This window comes from Psychrobacter maritimus (genome assembly GCF_029953575.1).
GTDB lineage: Bacteria > Pseudomonadota > Gammaproteobacteria > Pseudomonadales > Moraxellaceae > Psychrobacter > Psychrobacter maritimus.
Window position 1 is genome coordinate 2,137,704 of the sequence record NZ_CP124526.1, and the last position, 24,690, is coordinate 2,162,393.

Here is a 24,690-nt window from a genome sequence, read left to right on the forward strand (position 1 = left end):
TAAAAATGGGCTATTAATAGACCATTCAATAAGCGCCAACACAGTTTTATATCCGTAGGAGTAGTAGTGACTTCAAATGTCGTTTAATTTTCTGTGTCGCACGGCTGATTTTAAAAGATGAAAAAGCTTTTAAATATTAAGACACTTAAGCTCATCAATTATATTACTCAAAAACTACGGCAGGTATGTCGCATATATCGTTAAGCGTGTTGATATTTGGTTAAGCAGAACAGCGATTATTTCAGCATTAAAAAAAACTAATCTCTAGTATTTTTAACAATATAGCGTTGTCATGTAGTTATTCTTTACGCTATTCTGTAATAGATGTCTGCTCATGAGTGTTAAAAGAGTAGATTGGCTGTTAAGTACGCTATTTTTCACTGACATAATGAGGCTAGCTATGACATTGATATCAACATCCACTTTTACCAAATCGTCTAAGCGCTACGGCGAAAAGTTACTGTGCAGCGCCTCTTTAGGCTTAGCGGCATTTTTGCTCAGCCAAACTGCTACTGCTATTACTACTAAAAATATTACTTACACAGTAGATAACCAACCCTATGAGGGCTATTATGCCAAAGCAGACAAAGCGAATGCACCGTTTATCTTACTGATTCATGATTGGGATGGGCTAACCGACTATGAGCGCAAGCGCGCTGATATGTTAGCGACTGAAGGCTACAACGTATTGGCAGCAGACATGTTTGGGCAAGGAATCCGCCCAACGACTATTGAAGATAACAAACGCTTAACTGCAGCATTATATGACGATCGCAGCAAAATGCGCCGCTTACTTCAAGGTGCTTTAAATGCTGGTCAAGCCCAAGGCAATAATGCACGCACAGGCATCACTATGGGCTATTGTTTTGGTGGGACAGTTGCTTTAGAGTTGGCACGCTCAGGATTCCCGCAAAAGGCATTTGTACCCTTCCATGGTGCCTTCGATACGCCAACGGGTCAAAGCTATGATAAGACAACTGGCGAGATATTGGTGTTTCATGGGTCTGCAGATGATTCCGTCTCCCTAGAAAGTTTTGCTACTTTGGGCAAGACCTTAGAAGCTTCCAAAATACCTCATGAAATGGTTACTTATAGTGGTGCGCCACATGCCTTTAGCGTGTTCGATAGCGATAGATATGATGCTCGAGCTGATCAGCGTTCTTGGAAGCGTTATTTGGATTTTTTAGCAGAAACCTATAAATAATTTGACTGTATGCAAATAATCTAAATAGATTTACATAAAAAGACCTCTCAATTGATCGTTATTAGATCTTGATTGAGAGGTCTTTTTTGTTCCAAAGCTTCGCTGATTTAATATTTTTCAAATACTAGTAGCTGGTTGTTAGCGGGCATCGCATATTTATCAGATAGTTTCAGTTTATGTGTATTTGCCAAAGCTATAACGTCTTCTAGATGACGAATGCCACTGTTGCTATCGCGTTGCCGTAAACTATGGTCAAATTGACGATTACTTTCACTGCTATAACAGCCATTTTCGTTAAAGGGTCCATAAATGATAAACTTACCATTTAAAGGTAGCATATCGCCGACCAATTCAAATAACTTACTAACCAAAGACCACGACATAATATGCAAAGTATTGGCGGTAAATACTGCATCGTAAGGCGCAGCAACAGCCTTATTCATTGGCACTGAATCACACGATAGATCAAAAGTAAGCGGCGCATATAAATTAGCAGCAGGATAAGCAGCATGCCAAGCGTTGATAGTCGCATGATAAGCAAACACATCACTGGTCTGCCAGATTAAATGCGCCAATCGTGGTGCAAAATAGATACTATGCTGACCAGTTCCAGAACCCACTTCTAACACATGAGTAAAGTCTTGCAACTCTTGCTCTAAGACTTCTAGAATCGGCTGCTTATTATTTTCACACGCTTGAGAGAATGGCAGTCCAGCCGTAAGAGTAGACTGTTTATTATCTGAGCTACGATTAAGCATAAAACCTCTTATCTTGATAATAACTAAATAGCAACGGGATGTGAATTACCAACCAAGTATCAATAAATTAAAGATTAAGCACTAATAAATACCCGCTTCGACCCCAGCTGCCAATGTCATCGCCAGCTCTTCGACTTGCTCAGTAAATCCCTCTTGCCAATCACCTTGTAAAATTAACGCTTCTTGAATCCATTCCCAACGCAAGCCGGTCGTAATGGTTTTCATAGCAAGTTTAGTACCCGTACCGTCATGACCTGCGCGAATATATAAAGCAAACGGCATGCCCTGCTTCTTCTCTAACACCGGATAATAACAGCGATCAAAGAAATCTTTGGTCAGTCCTGCCATATAAGCCAAGTTCTCAGTCGTCCCTAATAACAGTGCATCGGCTGCTAGCACATCTTCAGGCTGGGTATCTTGGGGAGATTTGAGTATGACATTGATATCTATATCGGGATGATTGGCACCATCGTAAGCCGCTTGTGCCAATTTTTTGGTATTAGGCGACGGCGCATGTGCAACAATAAGTAAGGTTTTACTAGCCATATCAATCACCCTTATAGAGGTCACTAGTTTTTGGAATTAGTAGTTCTTAGATTCAATAGCTTTTGGAATTAATAGCTCTTAGAATTAATAGTCACTCTTTGAATAATATCAGGATGGATACTTTTCGCAACCGGACAAGTAAGCGCAGTGTTATAAAATATTTTTTGCGTCTTGTCATCTAACTCTTGATTAAAAGTAATGGCAATATGCACTTCACTAACGCGTCTTGGATCAGCTGCCATCACTTTGGTCACCTCGCTCGTAGTACCTGCGATATCGACTTCCATATCACGCGCTTTGATCCCGATAATCGTCAACATGCAACTGGCTAAACTCGTCGCCAATAAATCAGTCGGTGAAAACGCCTCACCTTTGCCTTGATTATCTGTTGGGGCATCGGTAATGATTTCATTGTTTGATTGCAAATGAATAGCGCTAGTACGCAAGTCGCCTTGATAGGTTACTTTTGAGGTTGTCATTTTTTAGGCCTATTTTTTTAGTCATAAGTTTAATTTATTAATAGTGTACCGAAAGCACATAAGAATGACTAGTTATCAGTTTACTGAAAATCTTATTAACAATCAGGCATTAAAAGGCCCTTAACAAGTAAATATGCTAAGGGCTTTTAAATATAATCAACTAACGAAAATCTACTTCCACATAGCCAAGCCAATTTACCTTAAAGTATATGAAACTTCACATCGTTAACAGCTCATAATCACCATCAGCGCTGTAATCCGTTACATATCATCAGTACTTTATTTTCAAGCTAAAAAAAGAAGATGTTTTGGATCAGATGAAATTATTGAGAATTATTTTCTTTTCAGTAAAACAACTTGATCAATTAAATCACTTGAATTATACCTAACTTCATATGCCATCTTATTACCGTCAAACGCACTTTCTGCTGGCGTACCAATAACCTCCCATAAGCCCAAAGTTAATACATCTGCAGTTCTATGAAGGACAGCTCTACCAGCTTTAGCCCCTTTGCTATATCCTTGAGTAAATGAGTAGATTTCATATTTCTTTCCGTCTTCACGAACTTCAGTGACTGTTGGAAGGCCAAATTCCGCAAGAAGCATACTACGTGGAGTTCCAACCTTAAAAAGTTCAACGTCTTTTTTATCTGGTTGATCAGCTGCCATAAAGACTGCACAACCCGAAATACATGTAATAAAAGCGAATGTGATTAAAACTTTTAAGAAATTGGACATTTTCTTCCTTCAAATTGATTAAGTTGGCTAACAGGTATTTATCCCATGACATTTAACACTAGGGCGTGTCTTCAATTGGATAAGGCATAAATAATAGTTACAATACCGCATCTACTGAGTCGATGCGAGAAATACAAGTTATGGCAAGAAAAGCATTAACAGATACGCTTTGGGAGCAGCTACAATCAACTATGAAAGACCATGGCTGCTATCAAACTCAAAACAGCCGAGAGATCATGGAAGCCATACTGTGGAAACTACGCACAGGCGCGCCTTGGCGTGACATACCTAAAGAATTGTGTTCTTGGAAAACAGCTTATAGTCGCTTTAGTCGATGGTCGAAAACTGGCTTATGGGAGAATTTTTTTTAGCTTACGCAAAGAAATTGATACGGAATGGGTATTCACAGACGGAAGCTATGTTCGCTGTCACCAGCATGCAAGTGGAGCTCGGCGTGGTGAAGATAGAGCAATTGGACGAAGCCGTGGCGGCGCAACTACAAAGATACACCTATCCTGTGATGCCGATGGATATCCGCTCGATTTTAAAATCACTGGGGGTGACGTCCACGACAGTCAAGTTGCAGGTGAATTGATTGACATGATTGGGCATGCTGATTACTTTATCGCTGATAAGGGCTATGATTCACAAGCGATTAGGGATAAAGCTTACATGCATGACATGATCCCTATAATCCCTAAAAGAAGCAATGCTAAAGCGCCTAATCCAGAGTTTGATAGCTATTTGTACAAACTGCGTCATCTTGTTGAAAATATGTTTGCAAGGCTTAAGCACTTTCGTAGTATCGCTACTAGATATGAGAAGTTAGCTCGTAATTTCAAGTCAATGCTCTATCTGGCGTGTACTATCATTCATTGTAAGATGAATTGAAGACACGCCCTAATATTACAAATAAAAATATAATCGTAGCGATATAAAAACAAATAATACAGTAGTATATCAGCAATCAACCGTTAGACACTGTCTACTTGAAAGTATAAGTATAATTAGACAAACCTTTCCCAACCCCTGGACAAAGAAAACCCCCTTAGCAATTAAGCTAAGGGGGTTTTACTTAGAATAGAAAGCTGACGATGACCTACTCTCACATGGCCGGAGCCACACTACCATTGGCGCGATGATGTTTCACTTCTGAGTTCGGGAAGGGATCAGGTGGTGCCATCATGCTATTGTCGTCAGCAAAGGGGGTTAGATATGAGTCTGATGTTGTTATTTTGACTTTAAGTATTATCTTTTAGTCTCATCAACATAAACCTAACTGAATCAAGGTTTAAGGTGATATCGAAATATTCTTTCTCTTATTCTAAAGCTTTCGCTTTACAAGATAGATTAATTAGAGCTTTGATACAAACCACTTGGGTGTTGTATGGTCAAGCCAAACGAGCAATTAGTACAGGTTAGCTACACACATCGCTGTGCTTCCACACCCTGCCTATCAACGTCGTAGTCTTCAACGGCTCTTTAGGGAAATCTTATCTTGAGGTGGGCTTCCCGCTTAGATGCTTTCAGCGGTTATCCCATCCGAACGTAGCTACCGGGCAATGCCACTGGCGTGACAACCCGAACACCAGAGGTTCGTCCACTCTGGTCCTCTCGTACTAGGAGCAGATCCTCTCAAATTTCCAACGCCCACGGTAGATAGGGACCGAACTGTCTCACGACGTTCTAAACCCAGCTCGCGTACCTCTTTAAATGGCGAACAGCCATACCCTTAGGACCTGCTTCAGCCCTAGGATGAGATGAGCCGACATCGAGGTGCCAAACACCGCCGTCGATATGAACTCTTGGGCGGTATCAGCCTGTTATCCCCAGAGTACCTTTTATCCGTTGAGCGATGGCCCTTCCATACAGAACCACCGGATCACTAAGACCTACTTTCGTACCTGCTCGACTTGTGGGTCTCGCAGTTAAGCGCGCTTTTGCCTTTATACTCTATGAACGATTTCCGACCGTTCTGAGCGCACCTTCGTACTCCTCCGTTACTCTTTAGGAGGAGACCGCCCCAGTCAAACTACCCACCATACATTGTCCTCGGTATTGTTATACCTGAGTTAGAACCCCGACATGACCAGGGTGGTATTTCAAGATTGGCTCCACCAAGACTAGCGTCTCGGCTTCAAAGCCTCCCACCTATCCTGCACAAGTCAGGTCAAAGTTCAATGTAAAGCTGTAGTAAAGGTTCACGGGGTCTTTCCGTCTAGCCGCGGGTACACAGCATCTTCACTGCGATTTCGATTTCACTGAGTCTCTGCTGGAGACAGCGCTGCCATCATTATGCCATTCGTGCAGGTCGGAACTTACCCGACAAGGAATTTCGCTACCTTAGGACCGTTATAGTTACGGCCGCCGTTTACTGGGGCTTCGATCAAGAGCTTCGCTTACGCTAACCCCATCAATTAACCTTCCAGCACCGGGCAGGCATCACACCCTATACGTCCACTTTCGTGTTTGCAGAGTGCTGTGTTTTTAATAAACAGTTGCAGCAGCCTGGTATCTGCGACTGCCAACAGCTCAAGGAGCAAGTCCTATCACCATCGGCAGCGTACCTTCTCCCGAAGTTACGGTACCATTTTGCCTAGTTCCTTCAGCAGAGTTCTCTCAAGCGCCTTGGTATTCTCTACCTGATCACCTGTGTCGGTTTAGGGTACGATTCGTTTATAACTATTGCTTAGAAGCTTTTCCTGGAAGCATGGTATTTGCCACTTCGCTGTACAAGTACAGCTTGCTATCAGATCTCAGTATAATGACAGTCCGGATTTGCCTAAACTGTCTACCTACATCCTTTCACCTGGACAACCAACGCCAGGCTGACATAACCTACTCCGTCCCTCCATCGCATTATAAACAAGTATCGGAATATTAACCGATTTCCCATCGACTACGCCTTTCGGCCTCGCCTTAGGGGTCGACTCACCCAGCCCCGATTAACGTTGGACTGGAACCCTTGATCTTCCGGCGTGCGAGCTTTTCACTCGCATTATCGTTACTCACGTCAGCATTCGCTCTTGTGATACCTCCAGCATGCTTTACAACACACCTTCACAGGCTTACACAACGCTCCCCTACCACTTGAAAACAAATTCAAATCCGCAGCTTCGGCTCCTAGTTTGAGCCCCGTTACATCTTCCGCGCGGGCCGACTCGACTAGTGAGCTATTACGCTTTCTTTAAAGGATGGCTGCTTCTAAGCCAACCTCCTAGCTGTCTATGCCTTCCCACCTCGTTTCCCACTTAACTAGGAATTTGGGGCCTTAGCTGGCGGTCTGGGTTGTTTCCCTCTCCACAATGGACGTTAGCACCCACTGTGTGTCTCCCGGATATCACTCATCGGTATTCGGAGTTTGCATCGGTTTGGTAAGTCGGTATGACCCCCTAGCCGAAACAGTGCTCTACCCCCAATGGTGTTCGTCCGAGGCGCTACCTAAATAGCTTTCGGGGAGAACCAGCTATCACCGAGTTTGATTAGCCTTTCACCCCTATCCACAAGTCATCCCCTGGCTTTTCAACGACAGTGGGTTCGGTCCTCCGGTGCCTGTTACGGCACTTTCAACCTGCTCATGGATAGATCACTCGGTTTCGGGTCTATGCCCTGCAACTAATTCGCCCTATTAAGACTCGGTTTCCCTACGGCTCCCCTAAACGGTTAACCTTGCTACAGAACATAAGTCGCTGACCCATTATACAAAAGGTACGCGGTCACCCTAATAAATTAAGGCTCCCACTGCTTGTACGCACACGGTTTCAGGTTCTATTTCACTCCCCTCACAGGGGTTCTTTTCGCCTTTCCCTCACGGTACTGGTTCACTATCGGTCAGTCAGGAGTATTTAGCCTTGGAGGATGGTCCCCCCATCTTCAAACAGGATTTCTCGTGCCCCGCTCTACTTAATATGTTAACTCTAATGTTTCGAATACAGGACTATCACCTACTACGGTCAGCTTTCCCACGCTGTTCTTCTACATTAGAATTAATCGGCTTCTCCCCGTTCGCTCGCCGCTACTAGGGGAATCTCATTTGATGTCTATTCCTAAGGGTACTGAGATGTTTCACTTCCCCTCGTTCGCTTCTTGTACAAGTACAAGATACCTACCTTATGGTAAGTGGGTTTCCCCATTCAGAAATCTCCGGATCACAGGATATTGCCGCCTCCCCGAAGCTTATCGCAGGCTGTCACGTCTTTCATCGCCTCTGACTGCCAAGGCATCCACCATGTGCGCTTCATTACTTGACCATACAACCCCAAGTAGTCTCGACTTTAAATAAGTCTTAACTTCTAAGTGTTATAAAGTCTAATTATGATAACGATATCACCTATGTTTATACGCTTGATTCAGTTCTCTTTACTTTTTTAATAACTCACTACTGGGATAACAACTGATGTCGTTAAGTAGTGAGTTATTAAGGTTAGGAACAACGCGTGAACACGTGTTCCTAACCCAGACTCATATCTATGTTTTTAAATAGTTCTTACGCTCTCGTCGAGTCATAAGTTCTGTATAAAACAGAAAGAAGTAATCTTATACAAATCACTTGTTTCTGTTGAATACCTATTGTATTTATTGGCATTTAAAGCTTACTGCGTTTATAGTGGTGGAGCCAAACGGAGTCGAACCGTTGACCTCCTGCGTGCAAGGCAGGCGCTCTACCAACTGAGCTATGGCCCCATGTAAAATGGTGGGTCTAAGTGGACTTGAACCACTGACCCCCGCGTTATCAACACGGTGCTCTAACCAGCTGAGCTACAGACCCAATTACGCTTGTTATAAACGTAAGCTTAAACTAAAGAACAACTTGTTGTGAATTCTTGCTGACCGAATGCCATCTATAAGGAGGTGATCCAGCCGCAGGTTCCCCTACGGCTACCTTGTTACGACTTCACCCCAGTCATCAACCACACCGTGGTGAACGCCTTCCTTACGGTTAGGCTATCCACTTCTGGTGCAATCAACTCCCATGGTGTGACGGGCGGTGTGTACAAGGCCCGGGAACGTATTCACCGCGGCATTCTGATCCGCGATTACTAGCGATTCCTACTTCATGGAGTCGAGTTGCAGACTCCAATCTGGACTACGATAGGCTTTTTGAGATTCGCATCACATCGCTGTGTAGCTGCCCTCTGTACCTACCATTGTAGCACGTGTGTAGCCCTGGTCGTAAGGGCCATGATGACTTGACGTCGTCCCCGCCTTCCTCCAGTTTGTCACTGGCAGTATCCTTAGAGTTCCCGGCTTAACCCGCTGGTAACTAAGGACAAGGGTTGCGCTCGTTGCGGGACTTAACCCAACATCTCACGACACGAGCTGACGACAGCCATGCAGCACCTGTATTCTAATTCCCGAAGGCACTCCCGCATCTCTGCAGGATTCTAGATATGTCAAGACCAGGTAAGGTTCTTCGCGTTGCATCGAATTAAACCACATGCTCCACCGCTTGTGCGGGCCCCCGTCAATTCATTTGAGTTTTAACCTTGCGGCCGTACTCCCCAGGCGGTCTACTTATTGCGTTAGCTGCGTCACTAAGTCCTCAAGGGACCCAACGACTAGTAGACATCGTTTACGGCGTGGACTACCAGGGTATCTAATCCTGTTTGCTACCCACGCTTTCGAACCTCAGTGTCAATATGATGCCAGAAGGCTGCCTTCGCCATCGGTATTCCTCCAGATCTCTACGCATTTCACCGCTACACCTGGAATTCTACCTTCCTCTCACCTATTCTAGCCTAACAGTATCAGATGCAGTTCCCAGGTTAAGCCCGGGGATTTCACATCTGACTTATCAAGCCACCTACGCTCGCTTTACGCCCAGTAATTCCGATTAACGCTTGCACCCTCTGTATTACCGCGGCTGCTGGCACAGAGTTAGCCGGTGCTTATTCTGCAGCTAATGTCATCGTCCATGGGTATTAACCATGGAGTCTTCTTCACTGCTTAAAGTGCTTTACAACCAAAAGGCCTTCTTCACACACGCGGCATGGCTGGATCAGGGTTGCCCCCATTGTCCAATATTCCCCACTGCTGCCTCCCGTAGGAGTCCGGGCCGTGTCTCAGTCCCGGTGTGGCTGATCATCCTCTCAGACCAGCTACAGATCGTCGCCATGGTAGGCCTTTACCCCACCATCTAGCTAATCCGACTTAGGCTCATCTAATAGCGAGAGCAACAAGTTGCCCCCTTTCTCCCGTAGGTCGTATGCGGTATTAATTCGAGTTTCCCCGAGCTATCCCCCACTACTAGGTAGATTCCTAAGTATTACTCACCCGTCCGCCGCTCGACGCCTGATAGCAAGCTATCATCGTTTCCGCTCGACTTGCATGTGTTAAGCCTGCCGCCAGCGTTCAATCTGAGCCATGATCAAACTCTTCAGTTTAATCTTGCTATGAAGCTCTTTAAAGAAGCTTCTAAACTTGGCTCATCTAATCTGGCAAAATCGCTAAAAATTATGTTCGTAATGAATTAACTTTGAGTTTTTCTGCTGTCTTAAATGATAATTTTTATAGTTAATAATCTTTCCGAAAAGAAAAGATAGTCAACTTTATTTTTTAGCATTCTGAATCAGCAAAAATCCACACAAGTTGTTCTTTAGTTATGCTTTTAAATAGTGTCACGCTACTGTCGTCCAGTAGATGATTATATAGGGTATTTCTCTTTGCTATTCAGTCTAAGTTAATAACTTATCCTATCTAGCGAGCCGACTATCATATCATAATGATTTGGTTTGTCAAGCTTTTTTATAATTTGTTTCAATAAGTTATCTGGGTTTGTTATATGTAATCTACATATAAGTCATTCCAGTTCGTCTTAATGAGGTGCGTATTATAGACGTTTAAATCAGTAAGTCAAGAGGTAAATTATTTTATTTTAAACTAGGTTAATCTAAAATGAATTTTCTGGACTGGATGATTAAGTAGTAGCTTGGTTAAAACCCGCTATTGGTAATCAGTGGTAATCCACTTTCCAATCCGCCTTCCCTTCCGACTGGGTGGCATTATACGCGGTTTAGGATGGGGGTCAAGGGGTTTGAAGGTTTATTTCTGATTTTTTGATAATGCTAAATCTGTGTATCAATCCAAGACGCTATTTAAGACGCTATTAAGGGCAAAGATTCTTCGTCCATATCCCTGCTTTGTTACCGCGAACACATTGATATTGCACACCATACTGAACCCAATGCCAACTTAATTTAGATGGCGCACCTTTTAAGGTAAAGCTAATACGATAACGTTCTGCGCTAACACTATCATCCATGAGACCTGAACGGGTAATGACAACAACGGCTGTCTTGGGCTGGGCTTTTGATGGATAGAAGAAAGTTTGCGCCAAATCATAATCCGTAGACACCTCATTAATACTGCTATTGATGAGTTTGAGCTTTTCAAGACCACAAGAGATCAGCCCTGTTTTAATAGGACACGGCGCTGATGCATAAGTCACTGCGCGGCCATTAACGCTTAAATACTTAAAGTTGGCTGGATTTGCAGCTTCAGCCCGAGATATGGGACTTATTGAGTTGCTAGCATTGGCATGTAAAGATGCTGAAACCAGTGATAATGAAAGTAAAGCACTCGCTATCAAACCTCTTATCAAGTGTGTTGAGGTATTTGAGACCGGCAATAGATGATTAAAACTATTTAAGTTCAGCATAATAACCTCGACATTTATTATCAAATAGCATTATAAAAAGGCTAGGGCGTGTCCTCAATTCAATCGATGGACATCTAAATGGTCTAAAAATGGCTAAATTTTGCCAAACTTCGTCAAATAGCTTGGTAATATCCCGATATTAACTGCACTATTTTCCTTGTTTGGCTACAATTTATCTCATTTTTATCACCATTTTTAAAATGAGGACACGCCCTAGTCATATAATGTTTATATAGCTATACCATACAATAACATATTTGAATTATTTTAATAATAACTCCAATCAAGTATTATTTGTGTCTTTTTATTATAACCATCTCAGTGGTTATGATTATCTCTATTAGAGCCGTATATTGGTATGCAACTCACCACCCTAGCACGCAAATAAAAACCGCCTATTAAAAAATAAGCGGTTTGTATGTGCATGTCTTAAGCTAACATCTACTATAAAGCAATCATAGCGTTAACTGGTGGCTTTGCTTTTTAGCGTGGTAAAGATACCTGATAACGCATAGATGATACCAATGGCTAAGATGCCCACAGGGATATCATATAAAATGATACTCATAACCAATACGCCAATGATAAGCACCACAAAAGGTACTTTCTTTTTATCGAACTCTTTAAAGCTATAATATTTGACGTTACTGACCATCAATAAGCCGCAGATAACGACCCACGCAGCAAATAAGAACATGACGGCATTATCGTATTGTCCGATCCATTCGTTATGATCGACCGCAACCATGACCGCTGCCGTGACTAAGATAGCAGCAAGCGGACTTGCTAAACCGACAAAGTACTTCTTATCGACAATGCCAACTTGAACGTTAAAACGCGCGAGGCGGAAAGCGGCACATGCAGTAAAGACAAATGCACACCCTAACCCGACACGACCTAAAGGCTCTAAAGCAAAGCTATAAATTAAAATGGCAGGTGCAACGCCAAAGGCCAGCATATCAGCAAGTGAATCATACTGCTCGCCAAAAGGGCTTTGCGCATTAAGCATACGCGCGACCCGCCCGTCAGCGCCATCAAGAATGGCGGATAAAAAAATCGCCAGTGATGCTTTATAAAACTCGCCTTGGGTACTGGCTAAAATAGAATAAAAACCCGATAGTAACGATAAGGTTGTGATGAGATTGGGCGCTAAATACACACCGCGACTGACCACACGCTTGCCTTCTGCAACTTCTGCTTCAATCACCTCAAAGGTTAGGCCATCATAATTGTCATTATCTGCGAGGCGAATATTGAACTCATGCTCATCAACAAAAGGGGGCTGAGTGGCGGCGCTATCTTGTAATAGTGGCTCTTTTACCAAACCGTCATTCATAACGATATCCTTATTCGCCAACTAGCCAGCGCACATTGGTCGCACTGTCTGCAGACAAGTCTGGCGCATCTTCAACTTTTAATACCGGCTGTAAGAAACGCAATATCTCACGCGCATGATTGTCAAACTGCCAAGGCGGATTGATAACCAGTAGACCTGTACCGTTAAGACCGACAGCAATATCATTAGGATAAATATTGAGCTCGCAGACCAATTGACGTCTCATCTCAGTACGCTTAAGCTTTTTATAGAACAGCTCAACCGCTTCGATATTTTTAATCGGATACCATAACGCATAAGTGCCTTGTGGCCATTTCTCATAAGAGGCGACCAATAGATTAATCAGGCGGGTAAAGTCTTTATGCTCTTGCTCGTAAGGAGGATCAAGGAAAATCAGACCGCGCTTCTCTTTTGGTGGAATAACGGCAGCGATACCTTCAAAGGCATTGCGATGATGAATGCCAATCGGCAATTTATGCAGCTGATAATTTAAGGCATCATATTCGCTAGCTTTGGCTTCAAACGCTTCACCGCGTACGCCAGCGTCAGGATTTTTTTCGACATGATGAGCAATCCACCACGGTGAGCCGGGATAGACTTTTTTGTCATAAGTGAAACGGGCTTGCTTAATGCCTTCCATATAGTCTTTGACTGCCGTCGGTGCTTTTTCAACATCAGCTTTTACCAAAGCTTGGATACCGCCTTTGGCTTCACCTGTTTTGCGCGCCTCTTCACTGCCGAGCGAATACAGTCCACGACCGCCATAAGCATCCAGCACATAAAAAGGTTTGTTTTTTTGCCCCAATTGATTCAGTAGTTGTACCAATAAAATGTGTTTAACGACATCGGCAAAGTTACCAGCGTGATAGGCGTGTTTATAATTCATAAGATCAAAAGTTTAAATAAGAAAAATTGCATCTATGGTAGCATAGACAGGGTAAAAGATAACGATGGTTTTGGTAAAAAGGCATGGATTGGCTGTGTATGGACAGCGAATGGCATGTTTATTGATAACGGCGAGACAAAATGACGCAGATTATTAGCAATCTTGAGGTGACAAAGTTAGTCGTCGATAATCCGATTGGACAGGATAACCCACCATTACTGTTTCCGCATAATGGCGACGATAACCAAAAGCCGCCGACTCAGCACGTATTAGAGTTATCAGACTTTGATGTCGCTTGGCAAGATAAGCTGACCGATAAACAGCTGGATAAATTTGTAGATGATGGCTGGATGATTATTGATGAAGTGTTTGAGAATAAAGCACTATTAGCCTTGCAAGCGGAAAGCGGTTTTATCGACTACCGTGACGCAGAGCTGACGGCTGGTATTCGGGTCAGCGATATTCGCGGTGATAGAATTCGCTGGATTACTGAGAACTTTTTTGCTGGTTACTTCTATCTACAAAGCATTAATGCGCTTGGCATGCTGTTTAATCGCAGCTTGTTCGCTGGTATTCGCCATAGTGAAGCACATTACGCTTGTTATCCGGTGGGCTTTGGCTATCAATGGCATAGTGACAATCCGGCTGGTCGTGATGAACGCGTTATTTCGGCGGTGTTTTATCTTAATGATGAATGGACAGCTAGTGATGGCGGCGCTTTAGAAGTCGTCGATAAGCACGGTGTCCATCATAATGTCATGCCAGTTGCCAATCGACTGGTCATATTTGATAGCGACCTACAACATCAGGTGCAAATCGCTTATCGTCAGCGTTATTCTATCGCGACTTGGATGCGCCGTGATGGTCTGGTGCCTTTTGTTGAAGACAATATTTAAAATTCATAATCTATCAAAAGCAACGACTGCTTCTATCTTGGCGTTTAGTACTAAAAGCTTATCATCTTAATTTATAATAAAGGTCTATTCATGTCTGACTTTAATAAACATCCAACTCATCAACAAGCAACATTAGAGTTAAGTATCGCCCTACTTGAGCGTCCTTCGGTCACACCAGATGATGATGGCTGCCAAGATATATTGTCAGAGCGCTTGCAACAAGCAGGGTTTGATTGTGAGTTTATGTATTACGGTGATAGACAGGCGAAAGGCGAACACGCTGAAGTCAAAAACTTATGGGCGCGCCGTGGCAAAACTGATCCCGTTATTTGTTTTGCTGGTCATACCGACGTCGTACCTACAGGTGATGAAAATAATTGGACCTATCCGCCATTTACGCCAACCATTGCCGATGGTTGTTTATGGGCGCGCGGTGCAGCTGACATGAAAACCGGTATTGCTGCTTTTACCGTTGCCGCCGAGCGTTTTGTCGCTAATTATCCAGAGCACAATGGCTCTATTGCTTTTTTAATCACCTCAGATGAAGAAGGTCCCTCCATCAATGGCACGGTCAAAGTCATTGAAACCTTGGAGGCACGAAATGAGAAAATTACCTATTGCCTCGTTGGCGAGCCATCAAGTACCGACACGCTTGGCGATATCATTAAAAATGGTCGCCGCGGCTCATTGGGCGCAGAGCTTACCGTCACGGGTAAACAAGGTCATGTTGCCTACCCGCATTTGGCTTGCAATCCGATACATGCAACGATGGCAGCTTTAGCGGATCTGACAGCAGCGACTTGGGATAATGGTAATGAGTATTTCCCTGCGACTTCCCTGCAAGTCTCTAATATTAATGGTGGCACAGGCGCGACCAACGTTATTCCTGAAACACTAAAAGTTATTTTTAATTTTCGCTTTTCGACAGAAACAAGCGAAGATGAGCTAAAAGCAAAAACCCATGCTATCTTCGATAAATATTTTGAGAATAGCAAAGCCAGTTATGATATTAACTGGAAATTATCCGGTCAGCCGTTTTTAACCCCTGAAGGAAAGCTCGTATCAGCCTGCCAGCAAGCGATTAAATCTGTGACCGATGTTGATACCACATTATCTACATCAGGCGGTACCTCAGACGGACGCTTTATCGCGCCAACAGGTGCGCAAGTCGTTGAGCTTGGCGTGCGTAATGCAACGATTCATCAGGTCGATGAAAAAGTTGAAGTAGACGACTTAGGAAAGTTGGCGCAGATTTATGAAGGGATTTTAGAGAATTTGTTATTAGGTGATAAGTAATCTATAGGAAAGCGGTTATGAAAATCAATAAACCTCATTTACTTTTGGTACTCGTAAGCTTTAGTTTAGTAGTCAGTGGTTGTGACAATATCAAAAAAATGTAGCCTGAAATATATGCCGAAAAGGTAGTTTCTGAAAAACTAACTGAACCAGAGAAGAGTAATGATCTCGATAAAGTGCAAACGCCGCAAAGCGAAGTCAACTTTCCAGCTAATTCTGCAGCTAAAACACAATGGTCTACATTCAATAGAGATGAACAAGTTAATGAAATAAAACGTATTATCGAAAATTATGGCGGTGAATTGCAAGGGCTTGCTTATTCAGATACAGGAGTCATAGCAGTAGCTGATGTTTATGTCTTGAATGCCGACATATCAGCAGCTAGGCATCTACAACTGACAGAAAAATTATCAAAATTAATAGGCACTCCTGTAGTAATTAATATTCAAGACAGCAAGCTAACTCAAGAAATGGGAAGCTAGAGCTATCAGCAATTAATAAAGATCAGATAGCAAATTTTTCGATTTATAATGACGAACATGTTAACGAAGTAGCGAGTATTGTAGAAAGGTATGGCGCTAAATTGCAATCTCTTGGTTACTCAGGCGATTCAGAACTTAGCCTTTCAATCAGCTATTAACCAAACAAATTCACTATATCTGAGTTTGAAAGCTTAGAGTCAGATTTAGAAGTCCTGACCGGTCTTAAAGTCACAGTGTTTAAAAAAAGCATAATCATTAAACCGCTTTAATCTACCTTCATACATAATTGTTCAATTGGTGGGTTACGCTTGAGCTAACCCACCCTACAACACCTTCAAATATCATAGCTATATTCTAAAACTTCTACTCAATACCAATATAGAGATCTACTTGCCCATACTCTAAGTTGCCACCGATATAATGCTCAAAATCAACATTGTACGTTCGTACATGCTCACAGCTTCGGTCATTAAAATAAGTCCACGCTTTTTCCCAAGCGTTCATCACGGTGTTGGGCATTCTGCCTTCTTCAGAAAAGACCAAATACTTACCTGCAGGAATATCTACGCTGACTAGAGTGCCATTCTTAGCACTAGCGCTATTATCTGACTGCTCTTGCTCGCTATCTACTTTCCAGCCGGCCACAACATCAAAAGCACCGACCAAGTCATCGCTCTCATAATTATGGTAGATACCGTAAATATCTTCGCCCTCAGGAAGATTGCCGGCATGATTTTGATAAAACTTTTGCCATAAGCGACCTAACTTGGCTGTTTCCTGGCTAATTTCAGCATTATTGGTGGTACGAACGCTGATACCTTTGCACGCTATCGCTTCGGGTAGCTCTTTGATTTCTGATGTCATAATGCGGCCTATCCTATATATTGATGCTGTTTTGTGTTTAAAAAATATTTAAAATGAGTTTTAATACGATTAACGTTGCAGTGTGCATCTAATCTGCTTCATCAATCCAGTTCATTTGAATAGCTTCCAGGATACCTTCGTTTGAGCGCTGCGGATCATCATCAAAGCCTTCAAGCTCAGTCACCCAGCGATGCAAATCGGTAAAGCGAATGTATTGCGGATCGGTCTCGGGGAATTTCTCGTAAAGCTCAATAGCGATATCTAAGCTGTCTGTCCATTTTAATTTCTGCGGGGTCATGGTAGCTCCTTAACTTGTCATCATTTTATAATTGTCATCGAATTGATGGTCATTTAAGCTGGTTATTTACTTGACGATTTTCTTGACGATTTAATAAGCCCTATCGTAGCAAAATTCGCCAGCTGATTATAGACAAGTTCGTTATAGAGCTTTTGTTGATTTGGCTTATTTTCTCTATTTAGCAGATTCAGAAGATTTAATCGCTACTTGATGCTGATTCCAAGAATCAATGACCTCATTTGTCTGCTCACCAAGCATATCCAATACCTCTGGCGCACACTTACCTTTTTTATTGGTCAATACAAACTTAGTCATACCAACGCCCATCAACTGATTTTTGACAAAGAAGCGTGTTTCAAAATAAACGTATTTTTTATCCCACCCGACAAGCGTACTATTTACCGTCATTTTACTCAGAAAATTAATCTCTTTGAGATAGACCATTTCTTGCATGGCAATAATCCAGCCGAGATTTTTAAGGCCTTTTTGATGACAGCATGCCATCAGCCATTTAGTGATGTTTAATTCAATAAAAGATAAGTAGCGATAATTAGGCAGATGATCACGAAAGCCCATGTCATGTGGCAATACTCGATAGTGGCGCACAATTGGTGCGGACAAGATTTCGACACTTAGGTGTTCGCTAGCTGATTGCTGTTTAAGTTGCTGCTTTAATAAGCTGACCATAATAAAAAAACGTATCAACATGTTCATAAGGAAATCTCTTAACTATTATTATTTATTAATCATGATTGCATATATAGTGAGTGAAAAGTAATATCGATACATCACACACTGCTGATATCAATTTTTCTTGCTTGCTGTGCCTGCGCAGACAGAGGCTACAAAAAATAGATATCAGCAATACCGTAGCGTTTTTAGGATATTTTGACTATAGTTGAATATAAATACTGGCTACCTTAACGCAAAAAAAGCCACCTCAGTGACTTTTTTATGGCAAAGCTTAGATTTAGTAATTTATCTTTAAGCGCTTACTTTAAAGATTAATGCGCGCCATTGATACTACGCACCATCTCTTCAACCATTTTCTTAGCATCGCCAAAGATCATCATGGTTTTGTCCATATAGAACAAGCTGTTATCAAGCCCTGCATAACCGGTATTCATCGAACGCTTGATAACCATTACGGTTTGCGCTTTGGTAACATCTAGAATCGGCATTCCAAAGATTGGCGACGATGGATCATCTTTTGCAGATGGATTAACAACGTCATTGGCACCGATGACCAAGACCACATCAGTACTAGCAAAGTCAGAGTTAATCTCGTCCATCTCAAGAATATCATCATACGGTACATCGGCTTCCGCCAATAGTACGTTCATGTGTCCTGGCATACGACCAGCAACTGGATGAATAGCAAAACGCACATTGACGCCTTCGTCTTTTAATAGCTCATACAATTCTTTGACCGCGTTTTGTGCACGACCTTGCGCCATACCGTAACCTGGAACAATGACCACACTACTGGCATTGGCCATAAGAAAGCCTGCATCTTCTGCTGAGCCTGCTTTGTAGTTCTTTGGTGCGCCATCATCGCCGCCTGCTGCAACGGCTGATGTGCCCATACCGCCAAATAAGACGTTGAGTAATGAGCGGTTCATGGCTTTACACATGATATAAGATAAAATCGCACCTGATGAACCGACTAGCGAACCTGCGATAATGAGCATTGAGTTGCCAAGCGTAAAACCAATACCGGCTGCCGCCCAGCCTGAGAATGAGTTCAATAGTGACACAACCACTGGCATATCGCCGCCACCGATTGGGGCAATCCACATCCAACCAAAGATGACTGCTATCACTGCCATTGCATAAAAAGCGGGCAATGAATCGGTCATAAAGTAGACGATACCAAAGCCAATCATGGCAATAAATAACAGCGCCTGTACTGGTTTGACCCAGCTACCAACCAAGGTCTTCGCCCAGCTTTTTGCTGCCAGTTTACCAAAGGCAAAAACAGACGCTGAAAAAGTAATCGCACCAATAAAGCAACCGATAAACAATTCAACACGGGCAACCGCGCCATGCTGTTGTTCAGTATGCAGTACGGTTGCTAAGGCAATCGCTACCGCTGCCAAACCAACAAATGAATGCATCAAAGCCACGGTTTCTGGCATTTGGGTCATGGCGACCGTTTTTGCTTTCCACATACCGACGATAGCACCTAACACCATCGCACCGATGATTAACCACAGCACAGGACCTTCAGCTAAGAAAAATGTCGTTGCTACCGCAATCGCCATCGCCACCATACCAAAGCGGTTACCACGAATAGCAGTTTTTGGACTAGATAGACCACGTAAGGTTAAGACAAAAAGAATGGCACCGATTAAGTAAAACCAATCTGCATTTGCTGCAATCATATTTGTTAAATCGCTCATGCATCGCCTCCACTTTCAGTCGTCCCAGTTTCAAGAGCGGCTGCTTTCTTTACTTTAGGTTTAAACATCGCAAGCATACGTTCAGTCACAGCAAAACCACCGAAGATATTGATACTGGCTAAAAATACCGCAAAGGCACCTAGCAAACTGGTCGGGGTGAACATCGAACCATCGATAGTGACGGTCTGTAGCATCGCACCGACGATGACAATACTTGATAAAGCGTTGGTGACCGCCATCAATGGTGTATGTAATGCAGGGGTAACGCCCCAAACGACGTAGTAGCCGACAAAAATAGCGAGCACAAATACGGTAAAAATCGCTACAAACGGTGTGCTACTCATGGCCGCACCGGCTGGCGCTGCAGCTAAAATAGTGGCAATCATCTAATCCTCCTAAAATTTTGTTCGTGTCTGGCAAATGTAGGGTAATGAGGTAGTCGAGACTTGATGTTCAAGGCTTAGCGTTTAGCAAGGCGTACTTGGTTATCATGTGTCACTGCTAACGCCCCTTGAATCTCATCATTCATATCTAAATTTAGTGCCAGTGTATTTACTGAAGCGTCGTCTGTAGCTGCAGGAGCAATTAAAGTGGTGATAAAATTGACAAGGTTATTGGCATATAAGTCTGAAGACTGCGCTGCCAGTTGCGATGGAATATTTGCCGCACCAACGATACGCACGCCATTTGCCGTGGTAATGGTTTCATCTGGCACACTGCCTTCGACGTTACCACCGGTACCAGCTGCCATATCGATGAGCACTGAGCCCGCTTTCATTTTGGCAAGCGTTGCCCCGTGCACCAAACGCGGTGCGTTACGACCAGGAATTTGCGCCGTGGTAATGACGATATCAGCATTGCTTAATGCCTTGTCAACCACTGCCGCTTGATCTTTGACGTATTGCTCTGATGGCGTCCACGCATAGCCACCTGTAGACTTAGCTGTCTCAGCTTCCTCTGCACTCATCGGCACATCAAGCCACTTACCACCTAATGATTCTACTTGCTCGCGAGCAGTCGGACGTAAATCACTTGCTTCAACGACAGCGCCTAAACGCTTAGCCGTTGCAATCGCTTGCAAGCCTGCAACGCCGACACCTAAGATGACGACTTTGGCAGGTTTAACCGTACCAGCTGAGGTCATAAACATGGGGAACGGGCGCGAATATTCGTTGGCGGCTAGCAATACTGCTTTATAACCAGCAAGGTTGGCTTGCGAGGACAAAACGTCCATATTCTGTGCGCGTGACAAGGTACGTGGCAATAACTCCATTGCAAAAGCGGTTGCACCTTTTGCCGCATAAGTATCTAGCTGGCTATTGCGATACGGGTCAAGCATACCGATAACTACTTGACCGGCCGTTAAATGCTCAGTTACCGTCGCTGGCAAGTCGTTGACCGTGGTAATAATTTGAGACTGTGTGACGACCTCGGCACTACTGTTGGCAATGTCAGCACCCGCCGCTTGATACAGCTCATCAGCATAATATGCTGCTTGACCTGCACCTGACTGAATGATGACTTCAAACCCTAGTTTACGTAATTTTTTTACCGCCTCAGGGGTTAGCGCTACCCGACTTTCACTTGCGCTATCTGCACTAATAACACCGATTTTCATACCGTCTCCTTACTTACGTCTAATGACTATACTCACGTCTAATGACTACCTTTTAACACCCTCAACGCATATTTAAAAAGCACAGGGGACAAAAAAATCTTTGGTCATGGTTGGTTTAACACTTAAGACCAAAGATTATCAATTTAATAAATGATGACGCCTTTGCCATCATGCCTTTTTATTATAGAGATATCGTCTGCTAACTTTCATTGTCTAATGATGACCCACAAGTAAAATAAAAAGTTAGGTATTTACACCATCATCATAACTTTTATTGTTATATTAAAAACTTTTATTTTTTCCAAAAGCGTGTAAAGCCTGTAAGCTATTAGCTCTGAGCCAACGCATAAATGGTTTTAATATTTGACATATGTCTACGATGACGCTTAAAAATACAAAACAGCTACGACTAAGTCAAGATAAAATACTGTCTACCGTATAATAAGAAAACTTGACACTTAATTAGAACACCATTTAACTCATTATAAATAAGGAATAACTATGTATTTTTTACTTTCCCCTGCCAAATCTCTTAATGAGAAAGATCCAGTACCAGTCAATCTTGGCAATTACTATAGTCAGCCCGAGCTGATTGAGCACTCGCAAGTGCTAATGAAAAATCTAAAAGCAAAAGAGCCGATTGATTTGCAAGAGCTGATGAGCATCTCTGACGATTTGGCGCAGCTGAATGCTAAGCGTAATCAAGACTGGGCTTGGAGTGAGAATGAAGCCTTTACGGATAACAACGCCAAACCGGCGGGTTATTTATTCGATGGTGATGTTTATAGCGGTCTTGATATGTATCAGATGGACAAAGAAACCGCTATTTACGTCAATGAACATTTGGGTATTTTGTCAGGGCTTTATGGTGTGCTAAAACCGCTCGATTTAATCCAACCCTATCGCCTAGAGATGGGTACTAAGCTAAAAAATGAGCGCGGTGATAATCTCTATGAATTTTGGGGCGAGGCAGTGACTGACGCTATCAATGCACGCATGGCAGATAGTGATGATAAAGTTTTGGTTAACCTTGCTTCTAATGAATATTTTAAAGTAATAAAAAAGAAAGCACTGAATGCAGAAGTTATCACGCCACGATTTGAAGATGAGAAAAATGGTCAATATAAAGTGATTAGCTTTTATGCCAAAAAAGCCCGTGGACTGATGGTGAAATATGCTGCTGATAATAAGCTGACCAATGCGGAACAATTAAAGCAGTTTGATTTGGCCGGGTATTATTTTATCGATGAGTTGTCTGATGATAAAACGTGGACGTTTAGACGGGATGAAGCAAGTCAGTAATTTTTAAAACAATATCTAATTTGCATAAAAAAACCCCGATAAGCCAAAGCCTATCGGGGTTTTATTTGAACTAGGTTTAACAAGTACGTTATGACAAAGTCATACTTCTAGCGAAAAGCGATTTGTCGAGGAAGACGCTCGAAAATAGTACTTATCGTACATTAAGCGCGTCTGACAAAGAGAAATCGCTTTGTAGCAGAAATAGAACTACATCATGCCGCCCATTCCACCCATACCGCCCATTCCACCAGCACCGCCCATGCCAGCCATACCATCATCACCTTGCGGTAAATCAGTAATCATGACTTCAGTAGTAAGCATGAGGCCTGCTACAGAAGCCGCATTTTCTAGTGCTGAACGTGATACTTTCGCTGGGTCAAGAATACCCATCTCTAGCATATCGCCGTATTCGCCAGAAGCTGCGTTGTAACCGTAGTTACCGCTACCACTCTTCACTTCGTTAACCACAACTGAGGCTTCTTCGCCAGAGTTGGTGACGATTTGACGTAATGGAGCTTCCATTGCGCGACGTAAGATATTGATACCAGCGTTTTGGTCGTCGTTATCACCACGTAGTTCAGACAATGCATTCATCGCACGAACTAGGGCAACACCACCACCAGGGACAACGCCTTCTTCAACCGCTGCACGAGTCGCATGTAGCGCATCATCAACACGGTCTTTCTTCTCTTTCATTTCAGTTTCAGTCGCAGCGCCAACTTTGATAACGGCAACGCCGCCAGCAAGTTTCGCCATACGCTCTTGAAGCTTCTCTTTATCATAGTCAGACGTTGATTCTTCAGCTTGACGACGGATAGATTCAACACGGTTTTCGATGTCAGCTTTGTTACCAGCGCCATCAACGATAACGGTGTTTTCTTTACCAACAGTGACTTTCTTAGCGGTACCAAGCTGCTCTAAAGTAGCAGTCTCTAGGCTTAGGCCAATCTCTTCAGAGATAACCGTACCACCAGTTAGCGTTGCGATATCTTCTAGCATGGCTTTACGACGATCGCCAAAACCTGGTGCTTTAACGGCACAAGTTTTTAAGCCGCCACGCATGTTGTTTACAACTAACGTTGCCAACGCTTCGTTTTCTACATCTTCAGCGATGATTAGCAACGGTTTGCTTTGCTGCATAACTTGCTCAAGTAATGGCACAATTTCACGGATATTGCTAATTTTTTTATCAACAAGCAAGATATATGGGTTTTCAAATTCTGCGGTTAAGCTGTCTTGCTTATTAGCAAAGTATGGGCTGATATAACCACGGTCAAACTGCATACCTTCAACAACTTCCAGGGTATCTTCAAAGCTTGAACCTTCTTCAACAGTAATAACGCCTTGCTTACCGACTCTTTCCATCGCTTGGGCAATCAGTTCGCCGATTTTGGTGTCTGAGTTAGCAGAGATAGAACCAACTTGAGCAATCGCTTTTGAATCATCAGCTGGCGTTGATAGCAAATGAATTTGCTCAACAGCAGCGCGAACGGCTTTATCGATACCGCGTTTTAGATCCATTGGGTTCATGCCAGCAGCAACTGATTTCATGCCTTCTTGCAAGATTGACTGAGCCAATACGGTCGCAGTCGTTGTACCATCACCAGCAACATCGTTGGTACGGCTAGCAACTTCACGCACCAATTGCGCGCCCATGTTTTCAAATTTGTTTTCAAGCTCGATTTCTTTGGCAACTGAAACACCATCTTTAGTGATGGTAGGTGCGCCAAATGACTTATCGATAACCACGTTACGACCTTTAGGGCCTAGCGTTACTTTTACCGCATTTGCTAGAACGTTTACGCCGTCCATCATTTGTTTACGGGCATCAATGCCGAATTTTACGTCTTTTGCCATGTTAAATTACTCCACTATTATAAGTATGAGAATGCAATTAAATGTTTCAAAGAAATTTTTTATAAATGCTC

Annotated in this window: 20 protein-coding genes, 2 tRNA genes and 3 rRNA genes; 6 read left to right on the forward strand and 19 right to left on the reverse strand. The window is 43.0% G+C overall.

The window, feature by feature from the left end; translation table 11 throughout:
- Nucleotides 1–400: 400 nt before the first annotated feature.
- Nucleotides 401–1,204, forward strand: a complete 804-nt coding sequence (locus tag QJS82_RS08940) for a dienelactone hydrolase family protein (protein ID WP_281490262.1) — start codon at nucleotides 401–403, stop codon at nucleotides 1,202–1,204.
- A 107-nt stretch (nucleotides 1,205–1,311) separates the two neighbouring features.
- Here QJS82_RS08940 and QJS82_RS08945 read toward each other — a convergent pair whose 3' ends face one another.
- The 4 genes from QJS82_RS08945 to QJS82_RS08960 form a co-directional block, all read right to left on the reverse strand.
- Nucleotides 1,312–1,962 (reverse strand): DUF938 domain-containing protein, encoded by a 651-nt coding sequence (locus QJS82_RS08945; RefSeq protein ID WP_281490263.1) that lies wholly within the window; start codon nucleotides 1,960–1,962, stop codon nucleotides 1,312–1,314.
- A gap of 81 nt (nucleotides 1,963–2,043) precedes the next feature.
- Nucleotides 2,044–2,508: a flavodoxin family protein gene (locus tag QJS82_RS08950; protein WP_281490264.1), complete on the reverse strand. Its 465-nt coding sequence runs from the start codon at nucleotides 2,506–2,508 to the stop codon at nucleotides 2,044–2,046.
- Between the two features lie 68 nt (nucleotides 2,509–2,576).
- The gene (locus tag QJS82_RS08955) at nucleotides 2,577–2,987 is read right to left on the reverse strand and encodes an OsmC family protein (RefSeq protein ID WP_281490265.1); all 411 of its coding nucleotides are present in this window, start codon (nucleotides 2,985–2,987) and stop codon (nucleotides 2,577–2,579) included.
- A 333-nt stretch (nucleotides 2,988–3,320) separates the two neighbouring features.
- A complete protein-coding gene (locus QJS82_RS08960; protein WP_281490266.1) occupies nucleotides 3,321–3,725 on the reverse strand; it encodes a hypothetical protein in 405 nt (134 codons plus the stop codon).
- A gap of 140 nt (nucleotides 3,726–3,865) precedes the next feature.
- Here QJS82_RS08960 and QJS82_RS08965 point away from each other — a divergent pair.
- Nucleotides 3,866–4,616, forward strand: a protein-coding gene (locus QJS82_RS08965) for an IS5 family transposase (RefSeq protein ID WP_281490267.1) whose coding sequence is annotated in 2 segments (ribosomal slippage) — nucleotides 3,866–4,080 and nucleotides 4,079–4,616 — 753 coding nt in all. Because the reading frame shifts where the segments join, the coding sequence is not laid out codon by codon here.
- A 195-nt stretch (nucleotides 4,617–4,811) separates the two neighbouring features.
- Here the strand turns inward: QJS82_RS08965 and rrf are convergent.
- The 8 genes from rrf to QJS82_RS09005 form a co-directional block, all read right to left on the reverse strand.
- Nucleotides 4,812–4,926, reverse strand: a 5S ribosomal RNA gene (gene rrf / locus QJS82_RS08970).
- A gap of 186 nt (nucleotides 4,927–5,112) precedes the next feature.
- Nucleotides 5,113–7,975 (reverse strand): 23S ribosomal RNA (locus QJS82_RS08975).
- Nucleotides 7,976–8,332: 357 nt separating this feature from the next.
- Nucleotides 8,333–8,408: transfer RNA gene (locus QJS82_RS08980), tRNA-Ala, on the reverse strand.
- 8 nt (nucleotides 8,409–8,416) lie between these two features.
- Nucleotides 8,417–8,493: transfer RNA gene (locus QJS82_RS08985), tRNA-Ile, on the reverse strand.
- Between the two features lie 76 nt (nucleotides 8,494–8,569).
- Nucleotides 8,570–10,108: ribosomal RNA gene (locus QJS82_RS08990) — 16S ribosomal RNA — on the reverse strand.
- Together the 16S, 23S and 5S rRNA genes with 2 tRNA genes alongside form the textbook arrangement of a ribosomal RNA operon.
- Before the next feature lie 722 nt (nucleotides 10,109–10,830).
- Nucleotides 10,831–11,172: a hypothetical protein gene (locus tag QJS82_RS08995; RefSeq protein WP_281490268.1), complete on the reverse strand. Its 342-nt coding sequence runs from the start codon at nucleotides 11,170–11,172 to the stop codon at nucleotides 10,831–10,833.
- A gap of 673 nt (nucleotides 11,173–11,845) precedes the next feature.
- Nucleotides 11,846–12,718 (reverse strand): CDP-diacylglycerol--serine O-phosphatidyltransferase, encoded by an 873-nt coding sequence (pssA, locus tag QJS82_RS09000; protein WP_281490269.1) that lies wholly within the window; start codon nucleotides 12,716–12,718, stop codon nucleotides 11,846–11,848.
- A gap of 10 nt (nucleotides 12,719–12,728) precedes the next feature.
- Nucleotides 12,729–13,604 carry a 23S rRNA (adenine(2030)-N(6))-methyltransferase RlmJ gene (locus QJS82_RS09005; protein WP_201562574.1) on the reverse strand — a complete coding sequence of 292 codons (876 nt, stop codon included), beginning with the start codon at nucleotides 13,602–13,604 and terminating at the stop codon, nucleotides 12,729–12,731.
- A 140-nt stretch (nucleotides 13,605–13,744) separates the two neighbouring features.
- Between QJS82_RS09005 and QJS82_RS09010 the strand changes: the two genes are divergently transcribed.
- The 3 genes from QJS82_RS09010 to QJS82_RS09020 all read left to right on the forward strand — a co-directional run bounded on the left by QJS82_RS09010 (nucleotide 13,745) and on the right by QJS82_RS09020 (nucleotide 16,278).
- The gene (locus tag QJS82_RS09010; protein ID WP_281490270.1) at nucleotides 13,745–14,500 is read left to right on the forward strand and encodes a 2OG-Fe(II) oxygenase; all 756 of its coding nucleotides are present in this window, start codon (nucleotides 13,745–13,747) and stop codon (nucleotides 14,498–14,500) included.
- A 90-nt stretch (nucleotides 14,501–14,590) separates the two neighbouring features.
- A complete protein-coding gene (gene dapE, locus QJS82_RS09015) occupies nucleotides 14,591–15,796 on the forward strand; it encodes a succinyl-diaminopimelate desuccinylase (protein ID WP_281490271.1) in 1,206 nt (401 codons plus the stop codon).
- A 176-nt stretch (nucleotides 15,797–15,972) separates the two neighbouring features.
- Entirely contained in the window at nucleotides 15,973–16,278 is a 306-nt protein-coding gene (locus QJS82_RS09020; protein WP_281490272.1) for a hypothetical protein, read from the forward strand.
- A 363-nt stretch (nucleotides 16,279–16,641) separates the two neighbouring features.
- Here QJS82_RS09020 and QJS82_RS09025 read toward each other — a convergent pair whose 3' ends face one another.
- The 6 genes from QJS82_RS09025 to QJS82_RS09050 all read right to left on the reverse strand — a co-directional run bounded on the left by QJS82_RS09025 (nucleotide 16,642) and on the right by QJS82_RS09050 (nucleotide 21,460).
- Nucleotides 16,642–17,142 (reverse strand): GyrI-like domain-containing protein, encoded by a 501-nt coding sequence (locus QJS82_RS09025; RefSeq protein WP_281490273.1) that lies wholly within the window; start codon nucleotides 17,140–17,142, stop codon nucleotides 16,642–16,644.
- Between the two features lie 88 nt (nucleotides 17,143–17,230).
- Nucleotides 17,231–17,440, reverse strand: coding sequence for a Fe-S cluster assembly protein IscX (iscX, locus tag QJS82_RS09030; protein WP_011279849.1), 210 nt, complete (start codon nucleotides 17,438–17,440; stop codon nucleotides 17,231–17,233).
- 174 nt (nucleotides 17,441–17,614) lie between these two features.
- Complete coding sequence (locus QJS82_RS09035; protein WP_281490274.1) at nucleotides 17,615–18,154, reverse strand: acyl-CoA thioesterase; 540 nt, start codon at nucleotides 18,152–18,154, stop codon at nucleotides 17,615–17,617.
- A gap of 290 nt (nucleotides 18,155–18,444) precedes the next feature.
- On the reverse strand, nucleotides 18,445–19,824 hold the full coding sequence (locus tag QJS82_RS09040; protein WP_201619981.1) for an NAD(P)(+) transhydrogenase (Re/Si-specific) subunit beta: 1,380 nt from the start codon (nucleotides 19,822–19,824) through the stop codon (nucleotides 18,445–18,447).
- Between the two features lie 14 nt (nucleotides 19,825–19,838).
- Nucleotides 19,839–20,186 (reverse strand): proton-translocating transhydrogenase family protein, encoded by a 348-nt coding sequence (locus QJS82_RS09045; protein ID WP_201625636.1) that lies wholly within the window; start codon nucleotides 20,184–20,186, stop codon nucleotides 19,839–19,841.
- A gap of 116 nt (nucleotides 20,187–20,302) precedes the next feature.
- The gene (locus tag QJS82_RS09050; RefSeq protein WP_281490275.1) at nucleotides 20,303–21,460 is read right to left on the reverse strand and encodes an NAD(P) transhydrogenase subunit alpha; all 1,158 of its coding nucleotides are present in this window, start codon (nucleotides 21,458–21,460) and stop codon (nucleotides 20,303–20,305) included.
- A gap of 501 nt (nucleotides 21,461–21,961) precedes the next feature.
- Here QJS82_RS09050 and yaaA point away from each other — a divergent pair.
- Entirely contained in the window at nucleotides 21,962–22,762 is an 801-nt protein-coding gene (gene yaaA / locus QJS82_RS09055) for a peroxide stress protein YaaA (protein ID WP_281490276.1), read from the forward strand.
- Nucleotides 22,763–22,969: 207 nt separating this feature from the next.
- On the opposite strand, the gene groL is transcribed toward yaaA, so the two are convergent.
- Nucleotides 22,970–24,619: a chaperonin GroEL gene (gene groL, locus QJS82_RS09060; RefSeq protein ID WP_281490277.1), complete on the reverse strand. Its 1,650-nt coding sequence runs from the start codon at nucleotides 24,617–24,619 to the stop codon at nucleotides 22,970–22,972.
- Between the last annotated feature and the right edge of the window lie 71 nt (nucleotides 24,620–24,690).

Bases quoted from the DNA above. Each gene is read 5' to 3' on its own strand.
- QJS82_RS08940 (WP_281490262.1), top strand. From the start codon at position 401: ATGACATTGATATCAACATCCACTTTTACCAAATCGTCTAAGCGCTAC.
- QJS82_RS08945 (WP_281490263.1), bottom strand. From the start codon at position 1,962: ATGCTTAATCGTAGCTCAGATAATAAACAGTCTACTCTTACGGCTGGA.
- QJS82_RS08950 (WP_281490264.1), bottom strand. From the start codon at position 2,508: ATGGCTAGTAAAACCTTACTTATTGTTGCACATGCGCCGTCGCCTAAT.
- QJS82_RS08955 (WP_281490265.1), bottom strand. From the start codon at position 2,987: ATGACAACCTCAAAAGTAACCTATCAAGGCGACTTGCGTACTAGCGCT.
- QJS82_RS08960 (WP_281490266.1), bottom strand. From the start codon at position 3,725: ATGTCCAATTTCTTAAAAGTTTTAATCACATTCGCTTTTATTACATGT.
- pssA (WP_281490269.1), bottom strand. From the start codon at position 12,718: ATGAATGACGGTTTGGTAAAAGAGCCACTATTACAAGATAGCGCCGCC.
- QJS82_RS09005 (WP_201562574.1), bottom strand. From the start codon at position 13,604: ATGAATTATAAACACGCCTATCACGCTGGTAACTTTGCCGATGTCGTT.
- QJS82_RS09010 (WP_281490270.1), top strand. From the start codon at position 13,745: ATGACGCAGATTATTAGCAATCTTGAGGTGACAAAGTTAGTCGTCGAT.
- dapE (WP_281490271.1), top strand. From the start codon at position 14,591: ATGTCTGACTTTAATAAACATCCAACTCATCAACAAGCAACATTAGAG.
- QJS82_RS09025 (WP_281490273.1), bottom strand. From the start codon at position 17,142: ATGACATCAGAAATCAAAGAGCTACCCGAAGCGATAGCGTGCAAAGGT.
- iscX (WP_011279849.1), bottom strand. From the start codon at position 17,440: ATGACCCCGCAGAAATTAAAATGGACAGACAGCTTAGATATCGCTATT.
- QJS82_RS09035 (WP_281490274.1), bottom strand. From the start codon at position 18,154: ATGAACATGTTGATACGTTTTTTTATTATGGTCAGCTTATTAAAGCAG.
- QJS82_RS09040 (WP_201619981.1), bottom strand. From the start codon at position 19,824: ATGATTGCAGCAAATGCAGATTGGTTTTACTTAATCGGTGCCATTCTT.
- QJS82_RS09045 (WP_201625636.1), bottom strand. From the start codon at position 20,186: ATGAGTAGCACACCGTTTGTAGCGATTTTTACCGTATTTGTGCTCGCT.
- QJS82_RS09050 (WP_281490275.1), bottom strand. From the start codon at position 21,460: ATGAAAATCGGTGTTATTAGTGCAGATAGCGCAAGTGAAAGTCGGGTA.
- yaaA (WP_281490276.1), top strand. From the start codon at position 21,962: ATGTATTTTTTACTTTCCCCTGCCAAATCTCTTAATGAGAAAGATCCA.
- groL (WP_281490277.1), bottom strand. From the start codon at position 24,619: ATGGCAAAAGACGTAAAATTCGGCATTGATGCCCGTAAACAAATGATG.